This window comes from Microcoleus sp. S13C4 (genome assembly GCF_036700865.1).
Lineage (GTDB): Bacteria > Cyanobacteriota > Cyanobacteriia > Cyanobacteriales > Microcoleaceae > Microcoleus.
The window spans coordinates 1-22346 of the sequence record NZ_JAUBPS010000037.1; the positions used below are offsets into that span (position 1 = coordinate 1).

Annotated in this window: 18 protein-coding genes, 1 pseudogene and 1 riboswitch; of the genes and pseudogenes, 7 read left to right on the plus strand and 12 right to left on the minus strand. The window is 46.4% G+C overall.

What is annotated here, in order from left to right; translation table 11 throughout:
- Positions 1 to 135 (plus strand): annotated as a pseudogene (locus QT996_RS16605) (photosystem II q(b) protein); the annotation flags it as partial.
- A 225-nt stretch (positions 136 to 360) separates the two neighbouring features.
- Here the strand turns inward: QT996_RS16605 and QT996_RS16610 are convergent.
- The 4 genes from QT996_RS16610 to QT996_RS16625 all read right to left on the minus strand — a co-directional run bounded on the left by QT996_RS16610 (position 361) and on the right by QT996_RS16625 (position 1790).
- Positions 361 to 795: a GNAT family N-acetyltransferase gene (locus QT996_RS16610; protein WP_333047856.1), complete on the minus strand. Its 435-nt coding sequence runs from the start codon at positions 793 to 795 to the stop codon at positions 361 to 363.
- Positions 796 to 932: 137 nt separating this feature from the next.
- The gene (locus QT996_RS16615) at positions 933 to 1145 is read right to left on the minus strand and encodes a DUF4926 domain-containing protein (protein ID WP_333047804.1); all 213 of its coding nucleotides are present in this window, start codon (positions 1143 to 1145) and stop codon (positions 933 to 935) included.
- Positions 1142 to 1516, minus strand: coding sequence for a type II toxin-antitoxin system RelE/ParE family toxin (locus QT996_RS16620; RefSeq protein WP_333047805.1), 375 nt, complete (start codon positions 1514 to 1516; stop codon positions 1142 to 1144). The genes QT996_RS16615 and QT996_RS16620 overlap by 4 nt, the downstream gene beginning before the upstream one ends.
- Complete coding sequence (locus QT996_RS16625; protein WP_333047806.1) at positions 1506 to 1790, minus strand: hypothetical protein; 285 nt, start codon at positions 1788 to 1790, stop codon at positions 1506 to 1508. The genes QT996_RS16620 and QT996_RS16625 overlap by 11 nt, the downstream gene beginning before the upstream one ends.
- A gap of 264 nt (positions 1791 to 2054) precedes the next feature.
- Between QT996_RS16625 and QT996_RS16630 the strand changes: the two genes are divergently transcribed.
- Positions 2055 to 2381, plus strand: coding sequence for a hypothetical protein (locus QT996_RS16630; RefSeq protein ID WP_333047807.1), 327 nt, complete (start codon positions 2055 to 2057; stop codon positions 2379 to 2381).
- Between the two features lies 1 nt (position 2382).
- Positions 2383 to 6774, plus strand: a complete 4392-nt coding sequence (locus QT996_RS16635; protein ID WP_333047808.1) for a tetratricopeptide repeat protein — start codon at positions 2383 to 2385, stop codon at positions 6772 to 6774.
- Positions 6775 to 7025: 251 nt separating this feature from the next.
- Here QT996_RS16635 and gltB read toward each other — a convergent pair whose 3' ends face one another.
- A complete protein-coding gene (gene gltB, locus QT996_RS16640) occupies positions 7026 to 11612 on the minus strand; it encodes a glutamate synthase large subunit (RefSeq protein WP_333047809.1) in 4587 nt (1528 codons plus the stop codon).
- A gap of 547 nt (positions 11613 to 12159) precedes the next feature.
- Here gltB and QT996_RS16645 point away from each other — a divergent pair.
- Positions 12160 to 12579, plus strand: coding sequence for a phosphomannose isomerase type II C-terminal cupin domain (locus tag QT996_RS16645; RefSeq protein WP_190732468.1), 420 nt, complete (start codon positions 12160 to 12162; stop codon positions 12577 to 12579).
- 146 nt (positions 12580 to 12725) lie between these two features.
- Positions 12726 to 13055: an iron-sulfur cluster assembly accessory protein gene (locus QT996_RS16650; RefSeq protein WP_333047810.1), complete on the plus strand. Its 330-nt coding sequence runs from the start codon at positions 12726 to 12728 to the stop codon at positions 13053 to 13055.
- Between the two features lie 23 nt (positions 13056 to 13078).
- Here the strand turns inward: QT996_RS16650 and QT996_RS16655 are convergent, their stop codons facing one another.
- From QT996_RS16655 to truB, 5 genes are all read right to left on the minus strand, one after another.
- A complete protein-coding gene (locus tag QT996_RS16655; RefSeq protein ID WP_333047811.1) occupies positions 13079 to 13264 on the minus strand; it encodes a hypothetical protein in 186 nt (61 codons plus the stop codon).
- Positions 13265 to 13612: 348 nt separating this feature from the next.
- Positions 13613 to 14611, minus strand: coding sequence for a glycosyltransferase (locus QT996_RS16660; RefSeq protein ID WP_333047812.1), 999 nt, complete (start codon positions 14609 to 14611; stop codon positions 13613 to 13615).
- 105 nt (positions 14612 to 14716) lie between these two features.
- On the minus strand, positions 14717 to 15931 hold the full coding sequence (locus QT996_RS16665; protein WP_333047813.1) for a response regulator: 1215 nt from the start codon (positions 15929 to 15931) through the stop codon (positions 14717 to 14719).
- 216 nt (positions 15932 to 16147) lie between these two features.
- The gene (gene yidD / locus QT996_RS16670) at positions 16148 to 16378 is read right to left on the minus strand and encodes a membrane protein insertion efficiency factor YidD (protein ID WP_333047814.1); all 231 of its coding nucleotides are present in this window, start codon (positions 16376 to 16378) and stop codon (positions 16148 to 16150) included.
- A 149-nt stretch (positions 16379 to 16527) separates the two neighbouring features.
- Positions 16528 to 17469, minus strand: coding sequence for a tRNA pseudouridine(55) synthase TruB (truB, locus tag QT996_RS16675; RefSeq protein ID WP_333047815.1), 942 nt, complete (start codon positions 17467 to 17469; stop codon positions 16528 to 16530).
- Between truB and QT996_RS16680 the strand changes: the two genes are divergently transcribed.
- A complete protein-coding gene (locus tag QT996_RS16680; RefSeq protein WP_333047859.1) occupies positions 17426 to 17602 on the plus strand; it encodes a hypothetical protein in 177 nt (58 codons plus the stop codon). The genes truB and QT996_RS16680 overlap by 44 nt on opposite strands.
- 187 nt (positions 17603 to 17789) lie before the next feature.
- Here the strand turns inward: QT996_RS16680 and QT996_RS16685 are convergent, their stop codons facing one another.
- Together QT996_RS16685 and atzF are read right to left on the minus strand one after the other, a co-directional pair.
- Complete coding sequence (locus tag QT996_RS16685) at positions 17790 to 18533, minus strand: calcium-binding protein (RefSeq protein ID WP_333047816.1); 744 nt, start codon at positions 18531 to 18533, stop codon at positions 17790 to 17792.
- Positions 18534 to 18572: 39 nt separating this feature from the next.
- Positions 18573 to 20387, minus strand: coding sequence for an allophanate hydrolase (gene atzF / locus QT996_RS16690; RefSeq protein WP_333047817.1), 1815 nt, complete (start codon positions 20385 to 20387; stop codon positions 18573 to 18575).
- A 552-nt stretch (positions 20388 to 20939) separates the two neighbouring features.
- Positions 20940 to 21094, plus strand: a riboswitch (guanidine-I (ykkC/yxkD leader).
- A gap of 144 nt (positions 21095 to 21238) precedes the next feature.
- Between atzF and QT996_RS16695 the strand changes: the two genes are divergently transcribed.
- Positions 21239 to 22306 carry an ABC transporter substrate-binding protein gene (locus QT996_RS16695; RefSeq protein ID WP_333047818.1) on the plus strand — a complete coding sequence of 356 codons (1068 nt, stop codon included), beginning with the start codon at positions 21239 to 21241 and terminating at the stop codon, positions 22304 to 22306.
- Positions 22307 to 22346 lie beyond the last annotated feature (40 nt).

Here is a 22346-nt window from a genome sequence, read left to right on the forward strand (position 1 = left end):
TGGGCTGATGTCATCAACCGCGCTAACTTGGGTATGGAAGTAATGCACGAGCGCAATGCTCACAACTTCCCGCTTGATTTGGCTGCAAGTGAAGTCACCCCAGTGGCAATGGTTGCTCCTTCTATCAATGGCTAAGTTTTAGTCTTTGATTGACAAAAAGCGCTCCTAGTAATAGGGGCGCTTTTTGTTTGGGGAAAAATATTTTTACTGCGAGGAGGGGAAGTATAGCAGCCACTAAGGGTGTTAGATCGAGCTTATTTGAGGTGGCAATTCGCGGAGATAACAGTTCCCTCGCTTCTGGTAACTCCTGTTAGGCTGGATTGAAGTCGGCTTCTGCTTGGAGACTCACTCATGATAAATTCAAGTTTCTTTAAACATCACAATACATTCATAATTTTCTAAATCGAGAAATAGGCCAACTTGCAAAGTTCCTATTTGTTCAAATCCCTGTTTTTGGTGAAACATTAGGGAACGAGTATTAGCTATTGGCTGGGTAACAATAAACAGCGAAATAAATGAATTTGTAAAAAGTTGATAAATTTCTTTATACATAAATCGAGCCACACCTCTACCCATCCAATCTACCTTTGTTGCTACTCTTTGGAGATAAAAATGCCGCTCGCTTGTGACTCTTTTCTTAAAAACCTCATCTTTCCAGATAATTTTATCCAATTTTTCATTAGATATTTTGGGTTGTGATATAGCCACAAATCCTAGAATTTCCCCATCGGTTTTAGCGGTCACAAAATATCTGCATGGATTATTTAAGCTTTGGACAATCTCATCTTCAGTAATTTATGTTAGCAAAAAGCCGCGCTCGATCGAGGTATTTTGACCGCGCGCATGAGAATTGTGAATATTGACCATCGCCTGTATGTCCTCTCGATCGACTTCCGTGGGCAGCAAGACTATTAACAAGTCTTACTGTAGGTCTATTTGCACTCCTCCTGCGATCGCAAATAACTTCCAGGTAGCGTGGCAACTGCTACAGTGTTTTCCAACAGATCGAAGAACTCAACGCTATAACCTGTTTCTAGTCCATCAACCTGATGCTGTTCCACAACCGTACCGATATCGCCAGCATCAAGTCCTTCTTCAGGAAGGTTGCACAGCAACATGACATCTGAATAAAGTTGATAGTTCATAATTCTTCTGATTCGGGAAATTGTTGCTCGTATTGGGCTAGAATTTCTCGAACTGTTTCGGCGGCGATGTCTGATAGGTCTGATTTAGAATAGATAGTCACCAAAACGATCGAATCGCTAGTTTTGAGGTAATAAATAGCACGGTAGCCAGCACTTTTGCCTTTTTGAATGTCACTGTTTTTAATTCTGACTTTGAAAATTTCGTACTCCATCCCCGGAATGCGATCGCCCGGAAGTTCCCCCGCTTGAAGTTGTTCGATTACAGGCTGAATGTCGTTGCGAATGTTGCGATAGCGTTTGCCTAAAGTTCGCAAGTCTCGTTGAAATCGGGGGGTGAGTTCAATTTGGATCGGTTGTGGATCAATTGTCATCAATGCCATCCCACAGTTGAGACAAGGGGAGAGTTTGTCCGGTAATTGCCTCATGGAAGCCTTGCTGAATCCCTTCGATGACAGTTTCAGTGGGGTCATCATCGGGATCGATATCAGTGTTTTGACGAATTTTTTGTTGCAGTTCTTTGAAGCGTCCTTTATAGATATCTTCCCATTTATCGGACTGCAAGAATTTGATGAAAGCTAAGACTTCTTGTTTTTGGTCTGGCGATAAGACCTTCACATTTTCCAAAATGGCTTGTTCGACGGTCATAATTATCCCTTTTTTTTGATTGCTATTCTACAATCTAGTAACAACATTATATCAAACGGGTGCGGCAACAGCAATTCGGGGGTGAATTCAATTTCGATCGGTTGTGGATCGGTTGCGATCACTCAATTAAACAGCAACAACACCAGATAAGTGTTGTATGTAGCACACGGACACTTTGTCCTAGAGCATTCTAGATCGATTTCCTTTGGTAGATCCTACAAAAATTTGATATCATACTGGTATTTACAGTTCCTTGGTTAATATATGCCAGAAGTAAAGCTGTCTCTTGAAGGTGAAGGTGTTGATATTGCGGCTGCACAGCTCTTTGAAACCACGGGGTTGCAGGGTAATTGGGAAGTAGCAAAAGGTTCTCTCCCTACGAAGGAAGGCACATTGGCAGTGATAGGTACTGTTATAGGGATCGTGGGCGGTACAGTCGCAGTTGCGGAACAAATTCGGAAGTGGTATCAGGAATATAAGAAACCTAAGAAGAAATTTGATGTAGTGCTTGTGGCTGGAGATGTTCGAGTGGTTTTAGAGAATGCCACGATTGAAGATATTCGTGCCGTACTAGAAGAACTGGAGAGTTAGTGTGCAAACGCTTTACATCAAGTTAGTAGCGCTTGAAAACCAGTTTGTAGAACTGCGTTACGCCTTTGGAGAACCCGCAAGGTACGAAACCCAACGGCTTGATTTATCATCCATCGACAACTTGATCCAGAAAGCAAAAGGCAGCTATTATATGTTGCTGCCTGATTTGGAAGGTATGGGCCATCAACTGTTCTGCTGGTTAGATGGTACTGGCAGGTGGTTGAGTCGCGCAATTAATGACTGTAAAGAGGAAGGGTTAGTTTTAGCACTAGATGTGCATGAACGATTAGGACATTTGCCCTGGGAGACTTTACATGATGGAGCGCAATTTATTGTAGAACGTGTAAATCCAGTGATTGTGCCAATACGTTGGGTCGATCGTCCTATCCAGGATTCGCACGATATTCAGCAAGGTCCTCTACGGCTCTTATTCATGGCAACGTCGCCAGACAATGTAGAACCATCACTAGATTTTGAACAGGAAGAAGCCCAAATTTTGACGGCAACCACAGATATTCCTCTCGATTTACGAGTTGAGGAAAGTGGTTGTATTACAGAATTGAGCAAGCTCTGCGGGCGTTATCGCGAACCATTCGATGTGTTTCATTTGACAGGACATTCATCTATTGAAGATGAAAAACCATTTTTTTTAACAGAAACAGAAACTGGAGAACGCCATATTGCATATGCCTCGGAAATTGCTGCTGCTTTGCGATTTCGTATGCCCCAGTTAGTGTTTTTATCAGGTTGCCGAACAGGTGAAGCACCGAGTAATGGTGCAGTATCCTCTTTGGCGGAATCATTGATTGAGCAAGGATGTAGAGCCGTTTTAAGTTGGGGAAGGCCGATCGCAGATGTAGTCGCAACACAAGCCGCAGCATATCTCTATAGCAAACTTGCTGCTGGATATCAACTTGCAGAGGCACTTGCCAATACTTATCAGCATTTGCGAGAGGCTAAGGTAGAGGACTGGCATCTACTGAGACTGTATGTTAGCGGTAAGTGCCCAAAAGCATTGGTTGAACCATTGGGTGATCAGGTATGGTTACCCGAAGAACCAATTTATGAACAGTTTCTAGATTCGCAAGGAATTGTTCGAGTTGCTACACCGCAGGAATTTGTGGGACGACGCAGAATACTGCAACGTAGCTTGAGAGCATTACGAGCTCCAGATAAGCTAGGTGTGATTTTGCATGGTTTAGGTGGAGTTGGGAAAAGCACGATCGCAGCAAGGCTTTTAGAACGTTTACAGGGCTATGACAAAATATTCATCTACCGACAATTAGATGAGGACAAACTGCTAAGGCAGCTTGCAGAACAATGTCTATCGGAAACTGGGCAAGACATTCTACAAGGCAAACTCCCGCTGGCGCAAAAGTTAACTAAATTCTTACGAGAAGGGCTAAATGAATCAGCGCAAAGACTAATCTTTATTCTTGATGATTTTGAAGCAAACTTAGAATTGATAACGGATGGTAGTGCGGTTCTCAAGCCTGATGCTGTACCAGTCCTGATGGCTTTATTGAAGGCAATAACTCAGTCTCGTCTTCCACACCGAGTAATCATCACCTCTACATATGATTTTCCGCTTCCCGATCTAGATCAACGATTATATCGAGAGCAATTAGCTGCACTATCAGGTGCAGATTTACAGAAGAAATGTAATCGTCTAATATCTTTTGCACCTGGTTCTGAAGTCGATCTAGAGCTACGACTCAAAGCTTTGAAAACTTCGGCTGGTAATCCTCGCCTGTTGGAATGGTTGAACAAAGTTTTACAAGTACAGCATCTTAATCAAAAACAAATTCTGGAGGAAGTAGAGAAAACCAGCAAAGAGTTCCGTGAAAGTATTTTGGCAGAGGAATTACTGAAGCGACAACAAACTAAATTGCGACGAATGCTTGGTTTTTGCTTAGTTTATCAGTTACCAGTACCTGCTTCTGCTATAAAAATTATTTGCCCAGAAACTTTTGAGGTAGATAGTTATATCTCCCGATCTGTTGCACTCGGTTTACTTGAGCGCATACACAGTAAAGAAGAGACTTTGTACTATGTTCCGCGAATTTTAGAACCACTTCTTGATTTTCCTGAAGACTCGATCGAGTTATACAAAACTGCGGTGGAACATTTGCATCACATATGGTTAGTTAAAGGTTTTCAAAATGGTATGGTGGCAATGCAAGAATTATCAGAAGATTCTCTGTACGATACTTTTTTAGAGCAAGCTTTACCCACAGATAGGTTATTAGAATTGTACCGACTTGCAACGGAAGGCTTAAGACCAGATGTATTAACAGAAGCAAACTGGTTTTTAGTCATGCGTCTCTATAAGCAAAAAAGGTATAGAGAGGTAGCTACGCTATGTAAATTCGTTATGGAAGGAGCGTTCGGGTATTTAGGGATTTATCCTGTATCTTCCAATCTTCTATACTATTTGGCAAAAGCGCAGGAACATATTGGTGAAGTAGAAGAAGCTTTGGATAATTATCAAGGGGCATTAGATTTATGCTCTCAGCAATGCGAAACGCAAAAAGATTTTGTACTTCCTAAAATTACTAAAGCTTCTATACTTCATGATTTAGCTGATTTGCATAATCAACAAGGGAACTATCAAAAGGCTCTTGAACTCTGTTTACAAGTTCTTCAAATTGATAATGATAATGATAACGATCGTGGTAAAGCTATATCACTCAATCTATTAGCGGAGATTAGAAAAAATTTAGGTGAACCAGAAGAAGCACTAAAAAATTACAAAAAAGCCTATGAATTGGCCCAAAAATTCAGAGACAAAGATTTACTGTTGACTATACAAACTAATATGGCTGCTTTTCAAGTTGATCGGGGTCAAATTGACGCTTGGGATAATTTATTGTCAGGTTTAGTTTCAGACGAAGTACAATCCAAGAACTTTGAAGTTCAAATTAAGCTTCTCAGCAATACTGCATCGCAGAAGCTAAAACAAGGTGAAATAGAAGAAGCAAGGAAACTTCTAGAACAATTAAATAATCTACTACCCCAAATTGATAATCTTTGGCTTAAGGCAGCACTTTTACACAATTTAGCCACTTTTAGATCGGAGTGTGGCGAACGTGAGCTTGCTTTAGAGCTTTATCATCAAGCTCTCGAACTGCACAGAAATAATGGCGATCGACCACATGAAGCACTGACGCTTCAACAGATAGGAATTCTTCATAAACGTCAAAACAATATTGGTGAAGCTTTAAAGTTTCTTGAAGAATCCTACCAATTATATTTAAAAATTGGAAACAAAGAGACTCAAGCTAATGTATTACTACTAACCGCCGAAATACTGATAGATAGAAATGAATTTTGTAAGGCAGAAACAAAAATCAATACTGCTTTAGAACTAGCCAGCACAATTAAACTCCCTCAGTTGTATGCGCTTGCTCTCAGAGATATGGGACTGCTGCAAATAAAACAGGGAAATTATGATGCGGGAACAGATTTTTTAAGGCAAGCTTTGGAACAAGTTAACTCAGCCGTTGATGTTGTTCTTCATGCTACTATTCTCAAGCTTCTAGGAGAAGTTTTATCTACTCAAGGCGACGTAGATGAAGCCCTTAAACACCTAACAGATTCTCTAGAGCTTTATTCCAAAATTAATCAAACTGAGGATATCAAAGAAGTCCACAAGCTGATCGGAGATGCTCATTCTCATAGGGCTTTACAGATACATAATATGGCAGTTCGAGAGGCTAACTTAGGTCATGTAGAATCAGGAATTAAATTGATTGAACAAGCTTTCTCTCTAGTTGAAGAAGTTGAAAATGAGGAAATTAGAGCATTTATTCTATTGTCATGGGGAAACTTTCTAATCATACAAGGAGATTTTGAAATAGGTATAAGTAAAGTATTTCATGCGCTTAAAATAGCTGAGGAACAACAACTCTCCCGAAAGCAAGAAATGCAAGATGCTGCTTTGGCGGTACAGTATGGAAAAATCAGACAACTGTTTGAACTATCTCAAGAGAAATGTCAGAGCAAAGAATTGGATGATGCACTTACTGTGGCTCTGCAATGTTTGAGACTAGCGGAATTATTAAAAGATGTTGAGTGGCGTTCGGGATGCCTCTCATTACTCGGGCAAATCAAGGTAAATCAGGGCGATTATGAAGGTGGAATACTAGATATTGAAATGGCTCTTTCTTTGGCTCAAGAAAATCAGCTTGAGGGAATTCATGAATTACAGCAGGTAATTTTTGCAGTCAATGGGTATGAAGCAGTTCGACTTTATCAGAAAGCTGACTCCGCTCGCCAGGAGGGAAATCTAGAAAATGCTATTGAGCTTGCTTGGGAAGCATTTGAATTTCAATGCCGTGTTAATCACAAAAACAATCAACCTGATACTTTGTGTTTTATCGGAAACTTTTGATTGTTTGCAATCAACCAGAGGAAGGATTGAATAAGCTACAGCAGGCATTAGATATAGCGCAAGAATTACAAGCGCCAGAAATCATAAATCTGGTTCAAGAGGTGATAGATCATTATCGTACTCACCAAGGGGATTGAATATCGAGATACCGTTAGACGACGAGGTTAGTTGGTGAACAATTTGGTAATCGCTCGTGAGGAATAGGTAATTGCTGATTGATAACAGCCATTACCCATTCCTCATCCTAAACCCTAGCTGCCACCAATTCGGGCGACATCGCGAGCGTTTTCTTCAAATGCAGCCGTCAGCGCATCATCACCGCTTAAACCCGATGCGATCGCCCTTTCAATAGCCTGCAACACCCGCTTATAATCCCTCGGCATCACCTTCACAAACACCGGCACCATCGAGTCCCAATTTGCCAGAACCTTCGATGCTTTCGCACTTCCAGTCAAATCAACGTGAGTCTGAATTAACTGCCGCAAATCGCTAATCTCCTCAACATCCTCCAGTTTTTCCAAATCCACCATCGACATATTGCAGCGAGTAGCAAAATCCCCCGCCTCATCCAAAATGTAAGCAACACCGCCACTCATACCCGCTGCAAAATTGCGCCCGGTTTCACCCAAAACTACAACTTTGCCGCCAGTCATGTACTCGCAACCGTGATCGCCCACACCTTCAACTACTGCATTCACGCCGGAGTTACGCACCCCAAAACGTTCGCCCGCCATCCCTCGAATGAAAACCTCGCCGGATGTCGCGCCGTAAAGCACTACGTTACCGACAATCACGTTTTCTTCCGCGACAAAGGTAGAAGCTGGGGACGGATAAAGGATAATCTTGCCGCCGCTGAGCCCCTTGCCCAAATAGTCGTTAGCTTCACCTTCGAGTTCCAGGGTGACTCCCTTGGGCACGAATGCGCCAAAGCTTTGCCCAGCGCTGCCTTGGAAGTGCAGGTGCACCGTGTCATCCGGCAAACCTTCCCAGTTGCGTTTGGTGATTTCGTTGCCGAGAATTGTGCCGACAACCCGGTTGATGTTGGTAATTGGCAGTTTGGCCTGTACCTTCTCGCCGTTTTCGATCGCACCTTTGCACAAATCCAACAACACACTCATGTCCAGAGACTTTTCTAAACCGTGATCCTGCGCCATCTGACAATAGCGCCCGACATCCGCCCCAACTTCCGGCTGATAAAGGATTTTCGAGAAATCCAAACCCTTAGCCTTCCAGTGTTCCACAGCTTGCTGAGGTTCCAAAACATCAGTCCGCCCCACCATTTCATTCAGCGTGCGGAAGCCCAACTGCGCCATAATTTCCCGGACTTCCTGGGCGACGAAGGTCATAAAGTTTACCGTGTGCTCGGGGTCGCCGGTAAAGTTTTTCCGCAGCAGCGGGTCTTGCGTCGCCACGCCCACCGGGCAAGTGTTCAGGTGGCACACGCGCATCATAATGCAGCCCAATGTCACCAGCGGCGCGGTAGCAAAACCGAATTCCTCAGCGCCAAGCAAGGCAGCAATTACTACATCGCGGCCAGTTTTCATTTGACCGTCAGTTTCCACCACAATCCGGCTGCGGAGATTGTTGAGTACCAAAGTTTGGTGAGTTTCCGCCAGTCCCAATTCCCAAGGTAATCCGGCGTGTTTGATCGAAGTCTGGGGCGACGCGCCCGTACCGCCGTCGTAGCCGGAAATCAACACGACATCGGCGTGGGCTTTCGCAACCCCGGCCGCGATCGTCCCGACTCCCACTTCCGACACGAGTTTGACGCTAATCCGCGCTTCTCGGTTGGAATTTTTCAAGTCGTGAATCAATTCGGCCAAATCTTCGATCGAATAAATGTCGTGGTGAGGAGGAGGCGAAATCAAACCCACACCCGGAGTCGAGTTCCGCACCTTGGCAATCCACGGGTATACTTTTTTACCCGGCAACTGTCCGCCTTCACCGGGTTTCGCGCCTTGCGCCATCTTGATTTGCAGTTCCCGCGCTTGGGAAAGGTACAAGCTGGTAACGCCGAAACGCCCGGAAGCAACTTGTTTGATCGCGCTGTTTTTCGAGTCGCCGCGATCGTTCGTCCAAGTGTAGCGATCGGGATCTTCGCCACCTTCACCGGTGTTCGATTTGCCACCAATGCGATTCATCGCTACTGCTAGCGATTCGTGGGCTTCTTTAGAAATCGAACCATAACTCATCGCCCCAGTTTTAAAGCGTTTGAGAATAGATTCGATCGGCTCAACTTCCTCAATCGGTATCGATTCCCGCTGTTTGAATTGCAACAAACCGCGCAAGGTAAAATGCTGCTGGTTTTGTTCGTTAACCAGCCCCGAATACTGTTTGAAAAGCGTATAACTGCCCTCGCGCACCGACTTTTGCAGCGCGTGAATTGTCTGCGGACTAAACAAATGCGCTTCGCCTTCTTTCCGCCACTGATATTCGCCGCCGACATCGAGAGTATGTCCGCTGGATGGGCGGTCTGGGAAAGCGTGATTATGGCGCAAAATAGCTTCTTGGGCGATGACTTCGAGGTCTACGCCTTCAATCCGCGAGGCTGTCCAAGCAAAGTATTTATCGACTACGGATTTGTTCAAGCCGATCGCCTCAAAAATCTGCGCGCCGCGATAACTTTGAATTGTCGAAATCCCAATTTTCGAGGCAACTTTCGTCACACCTTTAGTGGCGGCTTTGACGTAGTTTTTGCAAGCTGTTTTGTACTCGACATTTAGCAGCAATCCTTCGCGGATCGAATCGGCGATCGTCTCAAAGGCCAAATACGGATTAATCGCGCCGCAACCATATCCAATAAGTGTTGCAAAGTGATGCACTTCGCGCGGTTCGCCGGATTCGAGTACGAGTCCCGCCCGCGTGCGCGTACCTTTACGGATCAAGTGGTGGTGCAGGCCCGCAACTGCCAGCAGCGCCGGAATTGCGGCTTGGTCTGGACTGATACCCCGATCGCTCAAAATGATGATATTCACCCCGGAGGCGATCGCGCTGTCTGCTGCTGCAAAAACCTCTTCTAAGGCTTGTTCGAGACCTTTTACCCCGCTTTTGGGGTCAAACAAAATCGGCAGTGTAATCGACCGGAAATTGCCCTCATTTACGTGTTTGAGCTTAGCTAATTCTTCATTGCTGAGAATGGGCGTTTTCAGTTCAATCAAATGACAGCTTTCCGGTTCGGGTTTGAGCAAATTGCGTTCAGCGCCGATCGTAGTTTCGGCAGAAGTTACAATTTCTTCGCGGATAGAATCAATTGGCGGATTAGTAACTTGAGCAAACAACTGCTGGAAGTATTCGTAAAGCAGTTTTGGGCGGTTGGAAAGCACCGCCAGCGGCGTATCCGCACCCATCGCGCCGACAGCTTCCACGCCATCTTTTGCCATCGGCGCTAACAGCAACCGCAGTTCTTCAAAGGTGTAGCCGAAAGCCATTTGCCGCTGCAATAATGTTTCGGGATGAGATTCTGCTACTGCCGGCGCATCTTTCAGTTTGGCTATTTCGACCATGTGCTGGTCGATCCACTGGCGGTACGGGTGTTCTGTGGCGATTTTGGTTTTAATTTCCTCGTCAGAGACGATGCGGCCTTCCTCGGTATTTACCAAGAACATCCGCCCCGGTTGCAAGCGACCTTTTGATACAATTCGTTCTGGGGCGATCGGCAAAACTCCGGCTTCCGATGCCATAATTACCAAGTCGTCTTTGGTAACGCAGTAGCGGGAAGGGCGCAAACCGTTGCGATCGAGCACGGCTCCGATCGATGTACCATCGGTAAAGGCGATCGAAGCTGGGCCGTCCCAAGGTTCCATCAAGCAAGAATGGTATTCGTAGAAAGCTTTTTTCTCGTCACTCATGGACTCGTGGGCTGTCCAAGGTTCGGGAATCATCATCATTACAGCGTGCGGCAAAGAACGCCCAGCCAAAGTCAGCAATTCCAAAGCATTATCAAAAATCGTCGAGTCGCTGCCTTCGATATTGATTAAATTGGGGATTTTCTTTAAGTCATCGCCGAATAGTTCAGACTCGAACAGCGATTGTCGCGCGTGCATCCAGTTAATGTTGCCGCGCATCGTGTTAATTTCGCCGTTGTGGGCGATGTAGCGGTAAGGGTGCGATCGTTCCCAGCTCGGAAAAGTATTCGTGCTGAAGCGCGAGTGAACTAGGGCTAGAGCGCTTTCCATGTCCGGGTCGTGCAAGTCGGGATAGTAATCGCCGACTTGCACCGGCATTAACATACCTTTGTAGACGATCGTCCGGCACGAGAGAGTGGAATTGTACCAATAGGGGTCTGTGTTAGTCCTGCGGATGGCATTGTGAGCTCGTTTGCGGATGACGTACAGTTTCCGCTCGAAAGCCGCCTCGTCAATACCTGCGGCGCGCCGGAGGAACACTTGCTGCATGAAGGGTTCGCTAGATTTGGCGGTGTCGCCGAGGGACGAGTTGTCAGTGGGAACATCGCGCCAGCCCAGCACTTCCTGGCCTTCTTCGGCGGCGATTTCCTCAAAAATGCGTTGGCCGTTTTCGCGTTCAGTTTGATTTGGCGACGAGTAAATCGCGCCAACGCCGTACTCGCCGGCTTCTGGAAGTTCGATGTTTAGGGCCGCCGTTACTTTTTTGAGAAACTTGTGGGGCACCTGCATCAAAATCCCGGCCCCGTCTCCGGTGTTGGGTTCGCAGCCGCACGCGCCTCGGTGGTCGAGGTTCAATAGGATTGTCAGTGCCTGCTCGACAATTTCGTGGGATTTGTTACCCTTCATGTGTACGATGAATCCGACTCCGCAAGCGTCGTGCTCGAACTGCGGATCGTATAGGCCTTGTTTTGCTGGCAGTTCGTTGCTGTTCATTTTGATGTTTTCCTAAAAGTGACGAAAAAATTGCGATCGACAGAGTACCGAGCTTTTTATTGTACCTAATCTGTATTTTCTAATCATGTCTGCTTGTAACTTTTAAGCTTAAGAAAATTGTTATCTCTCAGCAGTCATGATTCATTAGCCATGAGTCATGAGTCATTAGTCAGAAGAAAAATTATCTCCCTCTTCCTCTCTCACCCTGTCCCTCTCCCCCAATCCCCCACTGTCCCCCTGTCCCCCTGTCCCCCTGTCCCCCTCTCTTCCCGTCTCCCCGTTAAGCTTCTTTAAAGCACAGGCCTTTGAGAATGAAGATTTGATGTAGATTGGGGCGATCGCAAATACGGGGTTACAACTGCTGTGATGATTTTGCTATGGTGGTCAAGGTGGGTCGATCGGGCAGAGCAGACAAAAGTGCAAAACTCTACAGTCCGCTAACCGGTTCGCGCGATCGGACTTCGGTTTTAAGGATAAATTAGCTAATATCACAATCCAACGTTGTTTACCACAGGATTCAGCAAGCAATCCTCAAGGAGTGAAAATCATGGTACAGATTCAAGAAATTTCTCAAGTATCTACTCTGCACGCACCTGCTGCACCCAACGGAATAGCCGCTACAGAATTGCGGCCTTGGGGTTCATTTACGACTCTAGAAGAAGGCCCAGGATATAAAATTAAGCGGATCGAAGTTAAGTCTGGACATCGCCTCAGCCTGCAAATGCACCACCACCGCAGCGAACACTGGATTGTGGTTTCTGGTACTGCAAAAGTTACTTGCGGTGAAACAGAAATTGTTCTGTTTACCAATCAGTCTACCTACGTTCCTCAGTGCACTTCTCACCGCCTGGAAAATCCGGGAGTTATCCCCCTGGTTTTAATTGAGGTGCAGAATGGCGAATATCTCGGAGAAGATGATATTATCCGCTTTCAAGACGATTATGCTCGTAATGAAAAGGCTAAGTAACTCAAGTTGCTAAAGATATAGGGGTAAGGTGCGCGGCCCGGCGCACTTTACATTCTCCGGGTAAGGTACACGCCTAGACACATTCTACATTTTCAAAATTCAACATTACTTCCCAATTACTAATTACCAATTACCAATTACTCATAATGATTCATCTGAGCAAAACAGCAGCAACAGAAGTAACGCGCCTTAAGTCGAAGCATCCGAATCCCAATGCTTTATTTCGTCTGGGCGTGGAATCGAGCGGCTGCTCCGGTTTGTCTTATACAATGGCATTTGACGATGCGCCAGCGCCAGAAGACGCTTTATGCGAGTCGGAGGGAATTTCCGTTGCGATCGACCCCCAGCACTTAAAATATCTCAATGAGCTCACTTTGGATTATTCAGAAGACTTGATGGGCGGAGGTTTCCGATTTCACAATCCCAATGCCGCCCAAAGCTGTAGCTGCGGCAACTCCTTTTCTGCCAAGGAATAATCCCTAGGATGACACTCAAAGACTTAGAAAAAGCCCAAAAAACTTTCAAATAAGCCGATAAAGACTACCGATATCGACGCCAGTTCAGCATTAGGAACTGACGACAATATCGAACTCAGAACTCCCAATACTGACTCCGTAATATTAGATCCGGTTGCATCGGAATGATTAAACGGATGATTAATATCAATGCCGCTAACACTCTTCATGACTGTTGACTGTTTACTCGGCTTCAAAAAACTGAATGGTTGAGTATTAACTTTTGACTCGATTTTATTATTCCGATGCAACCGGAAACGATATGAGAACTCAGACATGATAGGTCGGACACGGCATCATGCCGTTCCCCTAACCAGATTAATTGTAGGGACACGGCGCAGTCCCTTCTCGAAAGCTGTGGGTAATATTAATTCCGATGCTACCGGATTTGATTTGATATCACTTCCGCCCTGAAAAGCGCTATAGATTGTTGGTAAAACCCGCCTTTACATCGCGCAAATTATACTATCCCGAATCAACCAGAAATAACATAAAAGCTCGATCGACTATTAACACAATCAAGCTGGCGTACCGAGAATAGTCCACTGCATTAACTGCTGCCACTCGGGAGATTGAGCTAATAAATCTGCATCGAATTCATTTCCCGCATCCTGCGAAAACTCGGCGAAAGCTTCCGCCCAATTAATGACTGTTTCCACAGGCAAATAAGGCGTATAATTCCAAGAACGCTGCAAAAACTCTACCATCTCAACAGAATGACCGGTGCGGTACAAATACCAAGCAATCCAAACTAAGGTACTGTACTTGATTTGCTTTTCCAACAAACGTATTTTATCCGGCAACTCGGGGCGGGCAAAAAAATTATCCATCACTGCCGCGAGGGATCTAGCCTGCGGTAAACCTTTGTACATGGCGCTTTGTTCGTGCTGGCGGTAGCAAACAGTTACTTGTTGCAACCACTCTGCTTCGCATCCCATTAAGGCTAAACGCAGCACTAAATCTGTATCTTCCGCCGGGGGAAATCGAGGATCAAATCCGCCGACGCGCTCTAACCACTGACGGCGAAATACCATCGCGCTGGGTAATACTGGTTTCCACCGCAGCCACATTTCTAAGTCTAATTTAGGTACATTTTGCCAGGGTTTGACATCTTTTAGCGGTTCGCCTCTACTATTAACTAGACGCCAGCCGCTGTGAACTATTCCTAGATTTGGTCGCGCTGCAAATACAGCCATTTGTGCTGCTAATTTGTCGGGAAAAAAGTAGTCGTCAGCATCCAGAAAGGCGATGAATTCTCCTCGCGATAGCTCGATGCCGTGATTCCTGGCAATCGAAACTCCTTGATTCTGTTGGTAAATGTAGCGAATTCGATCGCCATATTTCTCTAAAACTAACTTGGTATTGTCTCGGGAGCCGTCGTCTACGACAATAATTTCCCAGTTAGCATAGGTTTGATGCAGAACGCTATCTACGGCTTGGCCGACGTAATCCGCGCAGTTGTAAGCCGGAATTACTACGCTCACCTGCGGGGTGCGATCGATCGTAACATTACTCATAATTAATTATCTTAAATTCGATTGCGTCTTTATTTTACAATGAGCGTAGGGTGCGTCAGGAACTGACGCACCCATTAAGGGCTTCTTGTGTTCATTAATTTGGGGTCAAGAATTTGCCAAGGTAAGTTGGTGCGAGTTCAGTAAATCATGGGGACGAATTGCCAAAGGGTAGCGATCGCCTTTTACCTTCAAATACTTGTCAGCTATTTGCAAAACCTGTTCCGGATTGGCTGGCTTGCTCAAAAAATCCGAAGCACCTGTCAATTTCGCTCGCGTGCGGTCAATTATACCGTCTTGACCGGTCAAAAACACGATCGGAGTTTCGCGAAAAGCAGGTGTTTTTCGCAAAAAATTGCACAAAGCAAAACCGCTTGTCTTCGGCATCACCACGTCCATAAAAATTAAAGCAGGCTTTTGTTTGGCGAGGAGGCCCACTCCCTGCATCGGGTCTTGAATTTTTAGGACTCGATATCCCTCCGGCAACAAAATTTGCTCTAAAAATTCGCATACTGTCGGACTGTCATCGATACAAGCAATCAAAGGGCGACCCGGCCCAGCGATCGCCGCGGCAAGGCGCCACTGTTCTATAGGCGACGGCAAGTCTGGTACTGTTCGGAAATTTACTAAACCCTGCTTGATGTAATTAACTAAAGCGCGAGTTGCCACTGTCACGCACTGCTTTTTCTTAAATGCAATATCCCAAAGAGTATTCTCGCCGTTGAATACGTTACCCAAAGCGATCAAAGAATTAGAACTAAATCGATTTTGCTGCAACTGGGCCGACGGTTTTAAAAGCGGTGCTTGTTCTGGATCTACCAACCACAAACCCATTCCTTTCCACTTCTGCCAAATTTCTTCTGTACAACACAGAACTTTCTCTACTTCTGTTAAAGACAGCAGCAAAGAAGAAGTAATTGTAGAAAAATATTTCTGGGACGGACGCCACTCCCGGCGCAAACCCGATTGACCGATCAAAGCAAAGAACACTTCGGAAAGGCTGGTGTGGACGATCGCCTTAGCTTGTTCCAGACTCATTTCGCTGGCTGCTACCCCTCGCTGAAGCAGTTGATATTCCCACAGTTCTCCAGCATTGAGGTCTCTGAGATCGACATGAAAATTTCGACAGTGTTGCCCGATCGCCCTATACCAGCGCCTCGCTCTGTGCGATCCTCCCGTAGCATACACCAAACAACCCTGAAAAAAATAAAGTTGCCATTGTTGCTCCCCTTGCTCTAACAGGAGTTTCCCCGTTGCTTGTTTCTGGCTGAGTACAGCCAGAGTATGGGACAACATTTTGTATCCGATTGCGGTAGCAGACATATCAACTCGCATCCCCTGTACTCTGTTTGTACCATTATATAGCTGCTGAGTTTTGAAAGATAACAGTAATATTACTGAATTTGAGTTAAAAAACACCACTAATTGTGCGAATTTAACCCTCTCAGGGAGTGATTCCCCTCGGGCGTTTTAGCCAGGAGGATGCAACGCCTCTTTGTACTATTAACTAATAAATAAAATACTGTTTGTTACTAATAACTAATTGCCCTCGCTATCTTTGGGAGGTACTGGATCGTAACCCCCAGGATGAAAAGGATGACAGCGCAAAATTCGCTTAAACGCCATTGAACTGCCACGGGCAGGCCCAAATCTTTCTATTGCTTCGATCGCGTATTGCGAGCAAGTTGGGTGAAATCTACAGGCGTTAGGCAGGTAAGGAGAAATCCCCATTTTGTAGCCTCGGATTAATCCGATTAGCAATATTTTCACAATTTTTACCTCAGTGATTGATTAGATTAATAGCAAAATATCGTCCCCTACCGCTGTCAGCTAGGTGAATCGAAGGCATTCTCAGCATTGATAATTACGCTAACTTTTCCAGTCCTAATTATACCTATTTTCCTTTTTATTTTAGATAGTTAAAGCACAATTTGAGGAGATAATATGGTACTTGTCTCTGAGTTGGCTACTTGACCGATACCTAAAAAATTACCGTCTCGATCGTAAACCTGCAACGGGTAGGGATGTTGGGGTATTGGGTTGGGGAAGGGATTGTTGCTAATTTCTTCCTCTCCGCCGATCAGCGTTTCGGGAATCGGGAGGCGCTGTCCTTGAAACCAGCGTTTGGTATATTCAGGAGAAAGGACGATCGCCCCTAAATGTCCCAAAACCGCCGATGGCAAAATCGGGCAGAATTTATTCTCCTGCAATTGCAGTTCCAATTGTTCAAAACTGAGACTTTGGTCGATCGAGAAACCGCTACTTTCGGTGCGAGTCAAACAAGCCAAAGTACCGCCTGTATTCAACACCGCGCCCAAATCCCGCGCGATCGCCCGAATGTAAGTACCCGCCCCGCAGGCGATCGACAAATCCAATTCAGGAAAATCCCCCGATCGCCAATCCAAGATTTCCAGTCGAAAAACCTCGACATTCCTAGCAGCAACTTCCACAGTTTCGCCTTTTCTAGCTAACTCATAAAGGCGTTTTCCTGCCACCTGCACCGCACTAAAACTCGGTGGAAACTGCTCAATTTTTCCTATAAATTTTGGCAGTGCAGCTTGCACTTTTTCCAAACTCAACTCCGGCACCGGTCGAGAATGGATAATTTCTCCTTCTAAATCGTCAGTAGCAGTAGTTAAGCCAAACCGAATCGTGCCTCGGTAAGCTTTATTGTGTTGGAGATATTGCAGCAGTCTGGTTGCTTTGCCCAGGGCGATCGGCAAAACGCCAGTCACAGCAGGATCGAGGGTTCCTCCGTGTCCGACTCGCTTGAGTTTCAATAGTCGGCGCACTCGCCCCACGCAGTCGTGAGATGTCATGCCCGCAGGTTTGTTGAGATTGAGAAAACCGTCAGTAGTCATTAGGAAGAAGGAAGAGGGAAGAAGGAAGAGGGAAGAAGGAAGAAGGAAGAAGGAAGAAGGAAGAAGGAAGAAGGAAGAAGGAAGAAGGAAGAAGGAAGAAGGAAGAATGCAACGGGCAATGTATGGGATTTAAGTGATACAAGGAAGCAGGAAAAAGGAAGATGAGAAGTTTTGAGCTTGCTTTATTGGGGAACGCTAAAGCTAAAATTATTCGCAAGGCGAAAGCGGTTTTGAGTTAAAATTCAACATTAAAAACTTAAAACTAAAAAGTACCCGCCCGCCCAATTATCAATTCCCAATTCCCAATTACCCATTACCCATCAAAAAATAAAGTCAGCCTGACTGATAGAAGTGCGGGCAACTCCGAATAAAGTAGCCAGAGTTTCCTTACTGCTTGTAAACTGAATAATTGTACTCGTCGTAGTTCCGGCCCCAGCGGAAATGGTGAGTTCGCCAAAGGTGAGACCGGCAGTCAAGCGAATTCGATCCGTACCATCAGTAAAATCTGTAATCACATCACCATCTGCCTGACGCCCGATCGCAAAAGTATCGTTTCCGACGCCGCCAGTTAAAGTATCTCGCCCGCGATCGCCCGATAAACAGTCATCGCCGATGCCACCAAACAGCGAGTCATCGCCCGCACCCCCAAAAAACGTGTCATTACCCGCGCCGCCCAACAAAGTATCAGTGTCTTGGTTGCCAAACAGCAAATCATTGCCATCGTCGCCCAGCATTGAATCAGAACCTTTACCACCGTAGAAAGTATCGTCGCCGAGGCCGGCCAAAACGCTGTCACCACCCGCACCGCCGAACAGCAAATCATTGCCAGCGTCCCCCAGTATTGAGTCGTCGCCGTCGCCGCCGTAGAGGGAATCGTTGGCGGCTAAGCCCAAAATGCTGTCAGGGCCACCCAAACCAAATATCAAGTCCGCGCCCGCACTACCCCTGAGAGAGTCGGGGCCACTGGTGCCATTCCTGCCGCCAGATGCCCCGGAGGGACGGGTACCCGTGGCGGGAGTTGGGGTTGTGACGGGAATTGGCTGAACTGGCACTGCTGATGGCATGATTCTCAAGATGGTAGAAATTTGCCATTCTAACTTAGCTTAAAAGCGGAAGTTATAAGCTCGCCAACCCCCCAGATCAGAAATATCGATCGCATCCGCCACAGCATAAGGTTCGCACAAAAAGCCCTGCACCGTCGAGCCGTCCTCCAACACCAGCGTACCAATTCCCAGCGGCGGGGGAATTTTAGCGACAAATCCGCCGAAAGCGGAGATCGACAACTCCCAAACTTCCACCTCGATCGCGCTACCGCCCTCTATCTGACGCACCAATCCCGGCTTGCCCAGAGCAGTACCCGTCAAAGCGTACAGCTTGTAAATCGGGCTGGTACGGCAGGCGCGAACCAAAATGCCTCCCCCCTCAATTAGTTGATAATTCAGCGGCTCACCGCTCAAATGAGCGCCAACTACGGCTATTTTGACTCGTTCTTCTGAGGAAGATTTGGCTGCGATGGCGGGTTCTGGGACGGTTGGCAGCGCCAGGCCGGTTGCGCCCAAAGTTCCCCCCAAGCGATCGTGGAAAGCAGATCCCAGGCTGCAGAGCGATAAATCGTGCCACGCAGGAGCCATCAGTGTCAATCCTGCGGGCAATCCGCTGCTTTGAAACCCGCTGGGTACTGCGATCGCGCACAAATCGAGCAAATTCGCAAAGTTCGTGTAGCGCCCGAGATTGGTGTTGAGCGCGATCGGCTCGGCTGCAACTTCTGCGACAGTATATATCGTACCTGTCGTCGGCACCGCCAACACATCCATTGACTGCCACTGAATTTCTGCCTTCTGGCGGAGCTCGGCCAACCGATAGGACGCGCGGTAAGCCGCGACGGCATCGTAGCGTTTGCCGCCGCTGATAATTTCGTAGACGATCGGATCGATATCCTCTGGGTGCGCGTCGAGGAAATCGCCGATCGCGGCCAACCTTTCTGCTACCCAAGGCCCGCCGTAGAGGAGTTCGGCAGCATCCGCAAAGGGTTTGAAGTCAATAGGTGCGATCGTGCAGCCCAATGATTGCAAGCGCGCGATCGCTTCTCGGTAGCGCTGTTCGGCTTCTGCATTCCCGAAAAATTCGAGTTCGCCCTCTCCGGGAACCCCCACCCGCAAGCTGGATAAATCCGGCAAAACTTTCGTTTCAGGGTGGCGAGAAAACGCATCCTCAGCGTCAAAACCGCTGGCTACTTCCAGCACGGAGGCCGCATCCGCACAGGTGAGAGCGAACACAGAGACGCAATCGAGCGATCGCACCGCTGGTAGTAGGCCGCGAGTGCTGATCGAGCCGCAACTTGGCTTCAGCCCGACAATGTTGGTAAAAGCAGCGGGAACCCGCCCCGATCCTGCCGTATCGGTACCCAGAGCAAAACTCACCAATCCGGCCGAGACTGCTGTGGCGGAACCGGAACTCGATCCGCCCGGGATGTAGCGCCGATCGAACGGATTGCGGCAAACTCCATAGGGCGTGCGGGTTCCCACTAATCCTGTGGCAAACTGATCCATGTTTGTTTTGCCGATCGCGATCGCACCTGCCGCGCACAGGCGCTCTACGACTGCGGACGATCGCGCTGGAGTGCGAGCAAACGCAGGACATCCCGCCGTAGTCGGAACGCCCGCCCAATCGAGATTATCTTTGATCGCAAAAGGTATTCCGTAGAGCGGCAATTGTTGCGGGTCTAGGCTTTCCAAAGCTTTGGCGCGTTCGAGGGTTTCCGCCTGCGGTGCTAAATAAATCCATACTGCCGGATCTGCATAGCGTTCGATCCGATCGTACACGCTGGCGATCGCATCGGCAGGCGCGATCGAGCCGGTGCGGTAGCGAGCGAGCAGCGAATGAATGTCGAGACTCTGAGTGTAGTTAACTTTTTCCATAATGCACCCTCAATTAACTCTGTCGATTTTAGATTTTAGATTTTAGATTTTAGATTAAAGAAATGACTTCACAGGCTGTGTTTGGCGATCGTTCGATTTTAGATTTTAGATTTTAGATTTTAGATTGAAGAAATGACTTCAAAGGCTGTGCAAGGCGATCGTTATTAAAAATAGAAGGTTAGTTTACCGCATTGTCGATCGTACTTGCATCTAGTCGAGGGATCGAAGTATTTCTTGAGAAATATTCAACCCAGACCTTGCGGGTTTCGTCTTTGTGTGCAGGTAAACTTCGCGATTTCCAATCGCCCCCTATCATCGCCCGCTTTAATCTTCCAAAAATTTTAATTAACAACTCCCAAAAAAACCATTTTTTGTAACATCTTACACATTTTCTCATTAAGTTTGCTGTTACCGTTTGAAACGTAGCAATCTAGTAAAATTGCACGCTACATTGTGCTTACCTTTCAAAAAGCTAAGTGCATTGCTGTTACTGACTGTCTCGAATAACTCCTTGGGTTGCAAACAGGACTTATACAGACAAAAACCAAAAAATTTAACCGCTTCTAGGGTTCCGATTTGAATCAGTTTCTAACTCAGCTTAGAAAGTTCAAGTGCTGGTCCGAGAGAAGCAGACTGGTCATCCCAATATTTTATTAATTTGAGGGGAACACTAGCCAGTTACACGGCGGGATAAAAGCCCGGGAGAAACGCGATCGGTCATCAAGACTCGGTTCGTTAGCTCTCGGGCTTTATCCTTGTATATCAAGGGGGTTTGCGGAAGCTAAGGAAGCCAAAGAAGGTGCAAAAGCTCGATCGACATATTCACCTCTAACCAGCAACCAGAATATGCTATGAATATCCGATATTACTCCCCAAAAATAACGCGATCGCCCTTATCCTACTGCGCCCTATTTTTCATCACCTTGTTTTTCGCTGTCGGCTGCGTCAACCCGGCAATTTATATCAAAACCACGACAGAAAGCGAAGCAGCTTCTTCAGTAAGTGCTGATGCAGTTAGCCTCGGATTTAGCGCGTGGCCAGGCTGGTTTCCGTGGCAAATTGCCAAAGAGCAAAAGATATTTGAAGCCAACAATGTTCCTGTAGACTTAAAATGGTTTGACGGCTACTTAGAATCGATCAGCACCCTCACAGCAGGACAGATAAATGCTAACAGCCAAACCCTCGGCGATACCGTAAACTCTATATCAGGCGGTGCCGATCAAGTAATTGTTTTAGTCAACGACAACTCGACTGGAAATGACAAAGTGATTGTCGCCGAAGGCATCAATTCCGTTGCCGATTTAAAAGGCAAAAAAGTTGCAGCCGAGGAAGGTACAGTCGATCACTTTTTATTGCTGTTAGGGCTGAGAAAAGCAGGTTTATCAGTGCAAGATATTCAATTTGTACCGCTGGAAACTGGTAAAGCTGCGGCGGCTTTCGTCGGAGGACAAGTCGATGCGGTGGCAGTATTTGCGCCGTTTACCACGCAAGCATTAAAACGATCGAACAGCAAGGAACTATTTAGTTCAAAAGATTTTCCGGGGGCGATTTCCGACCATTTGGTATTCACGCGAAAGTTTATCGGCGAACACCCCGATCGAGTGCAAGCGCTGGTCAATTCATGGTTTGCCACATTGGAATACATGAAATCAAATAAAGAGAAATCTTACGAGATTCTAGCCAACCGCGCCGGAGTTAGCGTCGAGGAATACAAAGAATATGAAAATGGCACTAAGATATTTACGATCGAGGAAAACTTGAAAGCCTTTCAACCGGGAAATGACATGACATCATTGCAGTTTGCGGCGGCCGAAATGACTAAATTTCTCGTCGATGTAAATTTAGCAAAAACCCAACCAGATATCAGCACATTATTTGACGATCGTTTTATAAAAGCTTATGCCGAAGGTAAAAGCTAAAAGGCATAATTTAGGATTGTGCAGACACAAAAAACCGTAA

Excerpts from the sequence above, each read along its gene's own strand:
- QT996_RS16660 (WP_333047812.1), bottom strand. The coding sequence starts at position 14,611 with ATGAGTAATGTTACGATCGATCGCACCCCGCAGGTGAGCGTAGTAATT.
- gltB (WP_333047809.1), bottom strand. The coding sequence starts at position 11,612 with ATGAACAGCAACGAACTGCCAGCAAAACAAGGCCTATACGATCCGCAG.
- atzF (WP_333047817.1), bottom strand. The coding sequence starts at position 20,387 with ATGGAAAAAGTTAACTACACTCAGAGTCTCGACATTCATTCGCTGCTC.
- QT996_RS16685 (WP_333047816.1), bottom strand. The coding sequence starts at position 18,533 with ATGCCATCAGCAGTGCCAGTTCAGCCAATTCCCGTCACAACCCCAACT.
- truB (WP_333047815.1), bottom strand. The coding sequence starts at position 17,469 with ATGACTACTGACGGTTTTCTCAATCTCAACAAACCTGCGGGCATGACA.
- QT996_RS16665 (WP_333047813.1), bottom strand. The coding sequence starts at position 15,931 with ATGTCTGCTACCGCAATCGGATACAAAATGTTGTCCCATACTCTGGCT.
- QT996_RS16630 (WP_333047807.1), top strand. The coding sequence starts at position 2,055 with ATGCCAGAAGTAAAGCTGTCTCTTGAAGGTGAAGGTGTTGATATTGCG.
- QT996_RS16615 (WP_333047804.1), bottom strand. The coding sequence starts at position 1,145 with ATGAACTATCAACTTTATTCAGATGTCATGTTGCTGTGCAACCTTCCT.
- QT996_RS16695 (WP_333047818.1), top strand. The coding sequence starts at position 21,239 with ATGAATATCCGATATTACTCCCCAAAAATAACGCGATCGCCCTTATCC.
- QT996_RS16645 (WP_190732468.1), top strand. The coding sequence starts at position 12,160 with ATGGTACAGATTCAAGAAATTTCTCAAGTATCTACTCTGCACGCACCT.
- QT996_RS16620 (WP_333047805.1), bottom strand. The coding sequence starts at position 1,516 with ATGACAATTGATCCACAACCGATCCAAATTGAACTCACCCCCCGATTT.
- QT996_RS16680 (WP_333047859.1), top strand. The coding sequence starts at position 17,426 with ATGCCCGCAGGTTTGTTGAGATTGAGAAAACCGTCAGTAGTCATTAGG.
- QT996_RS16655 (WP_333047811.1), bottom strand. The coding sequence starts at position 13,264 with ATGAAGAGTGTTAGCGGCATTGATATTAATCATCCGTTTAATCATTCC.
- QT996_RS16625 (WP_333047806.1), bottom strand. The coding sequence starts at position 1,790 with ATGACCGTCGAACAAGCCATTTTGGAAAATGTGAAGGTCTTATCGCCA.
- QT996_RS16650 (WP_333047810.1), top strand. The coding sequence starts at position 12,726 with ATGATTCATCTGAGCAAAACAGCAGCAACAGAAGTAACGCGCCTTAAG.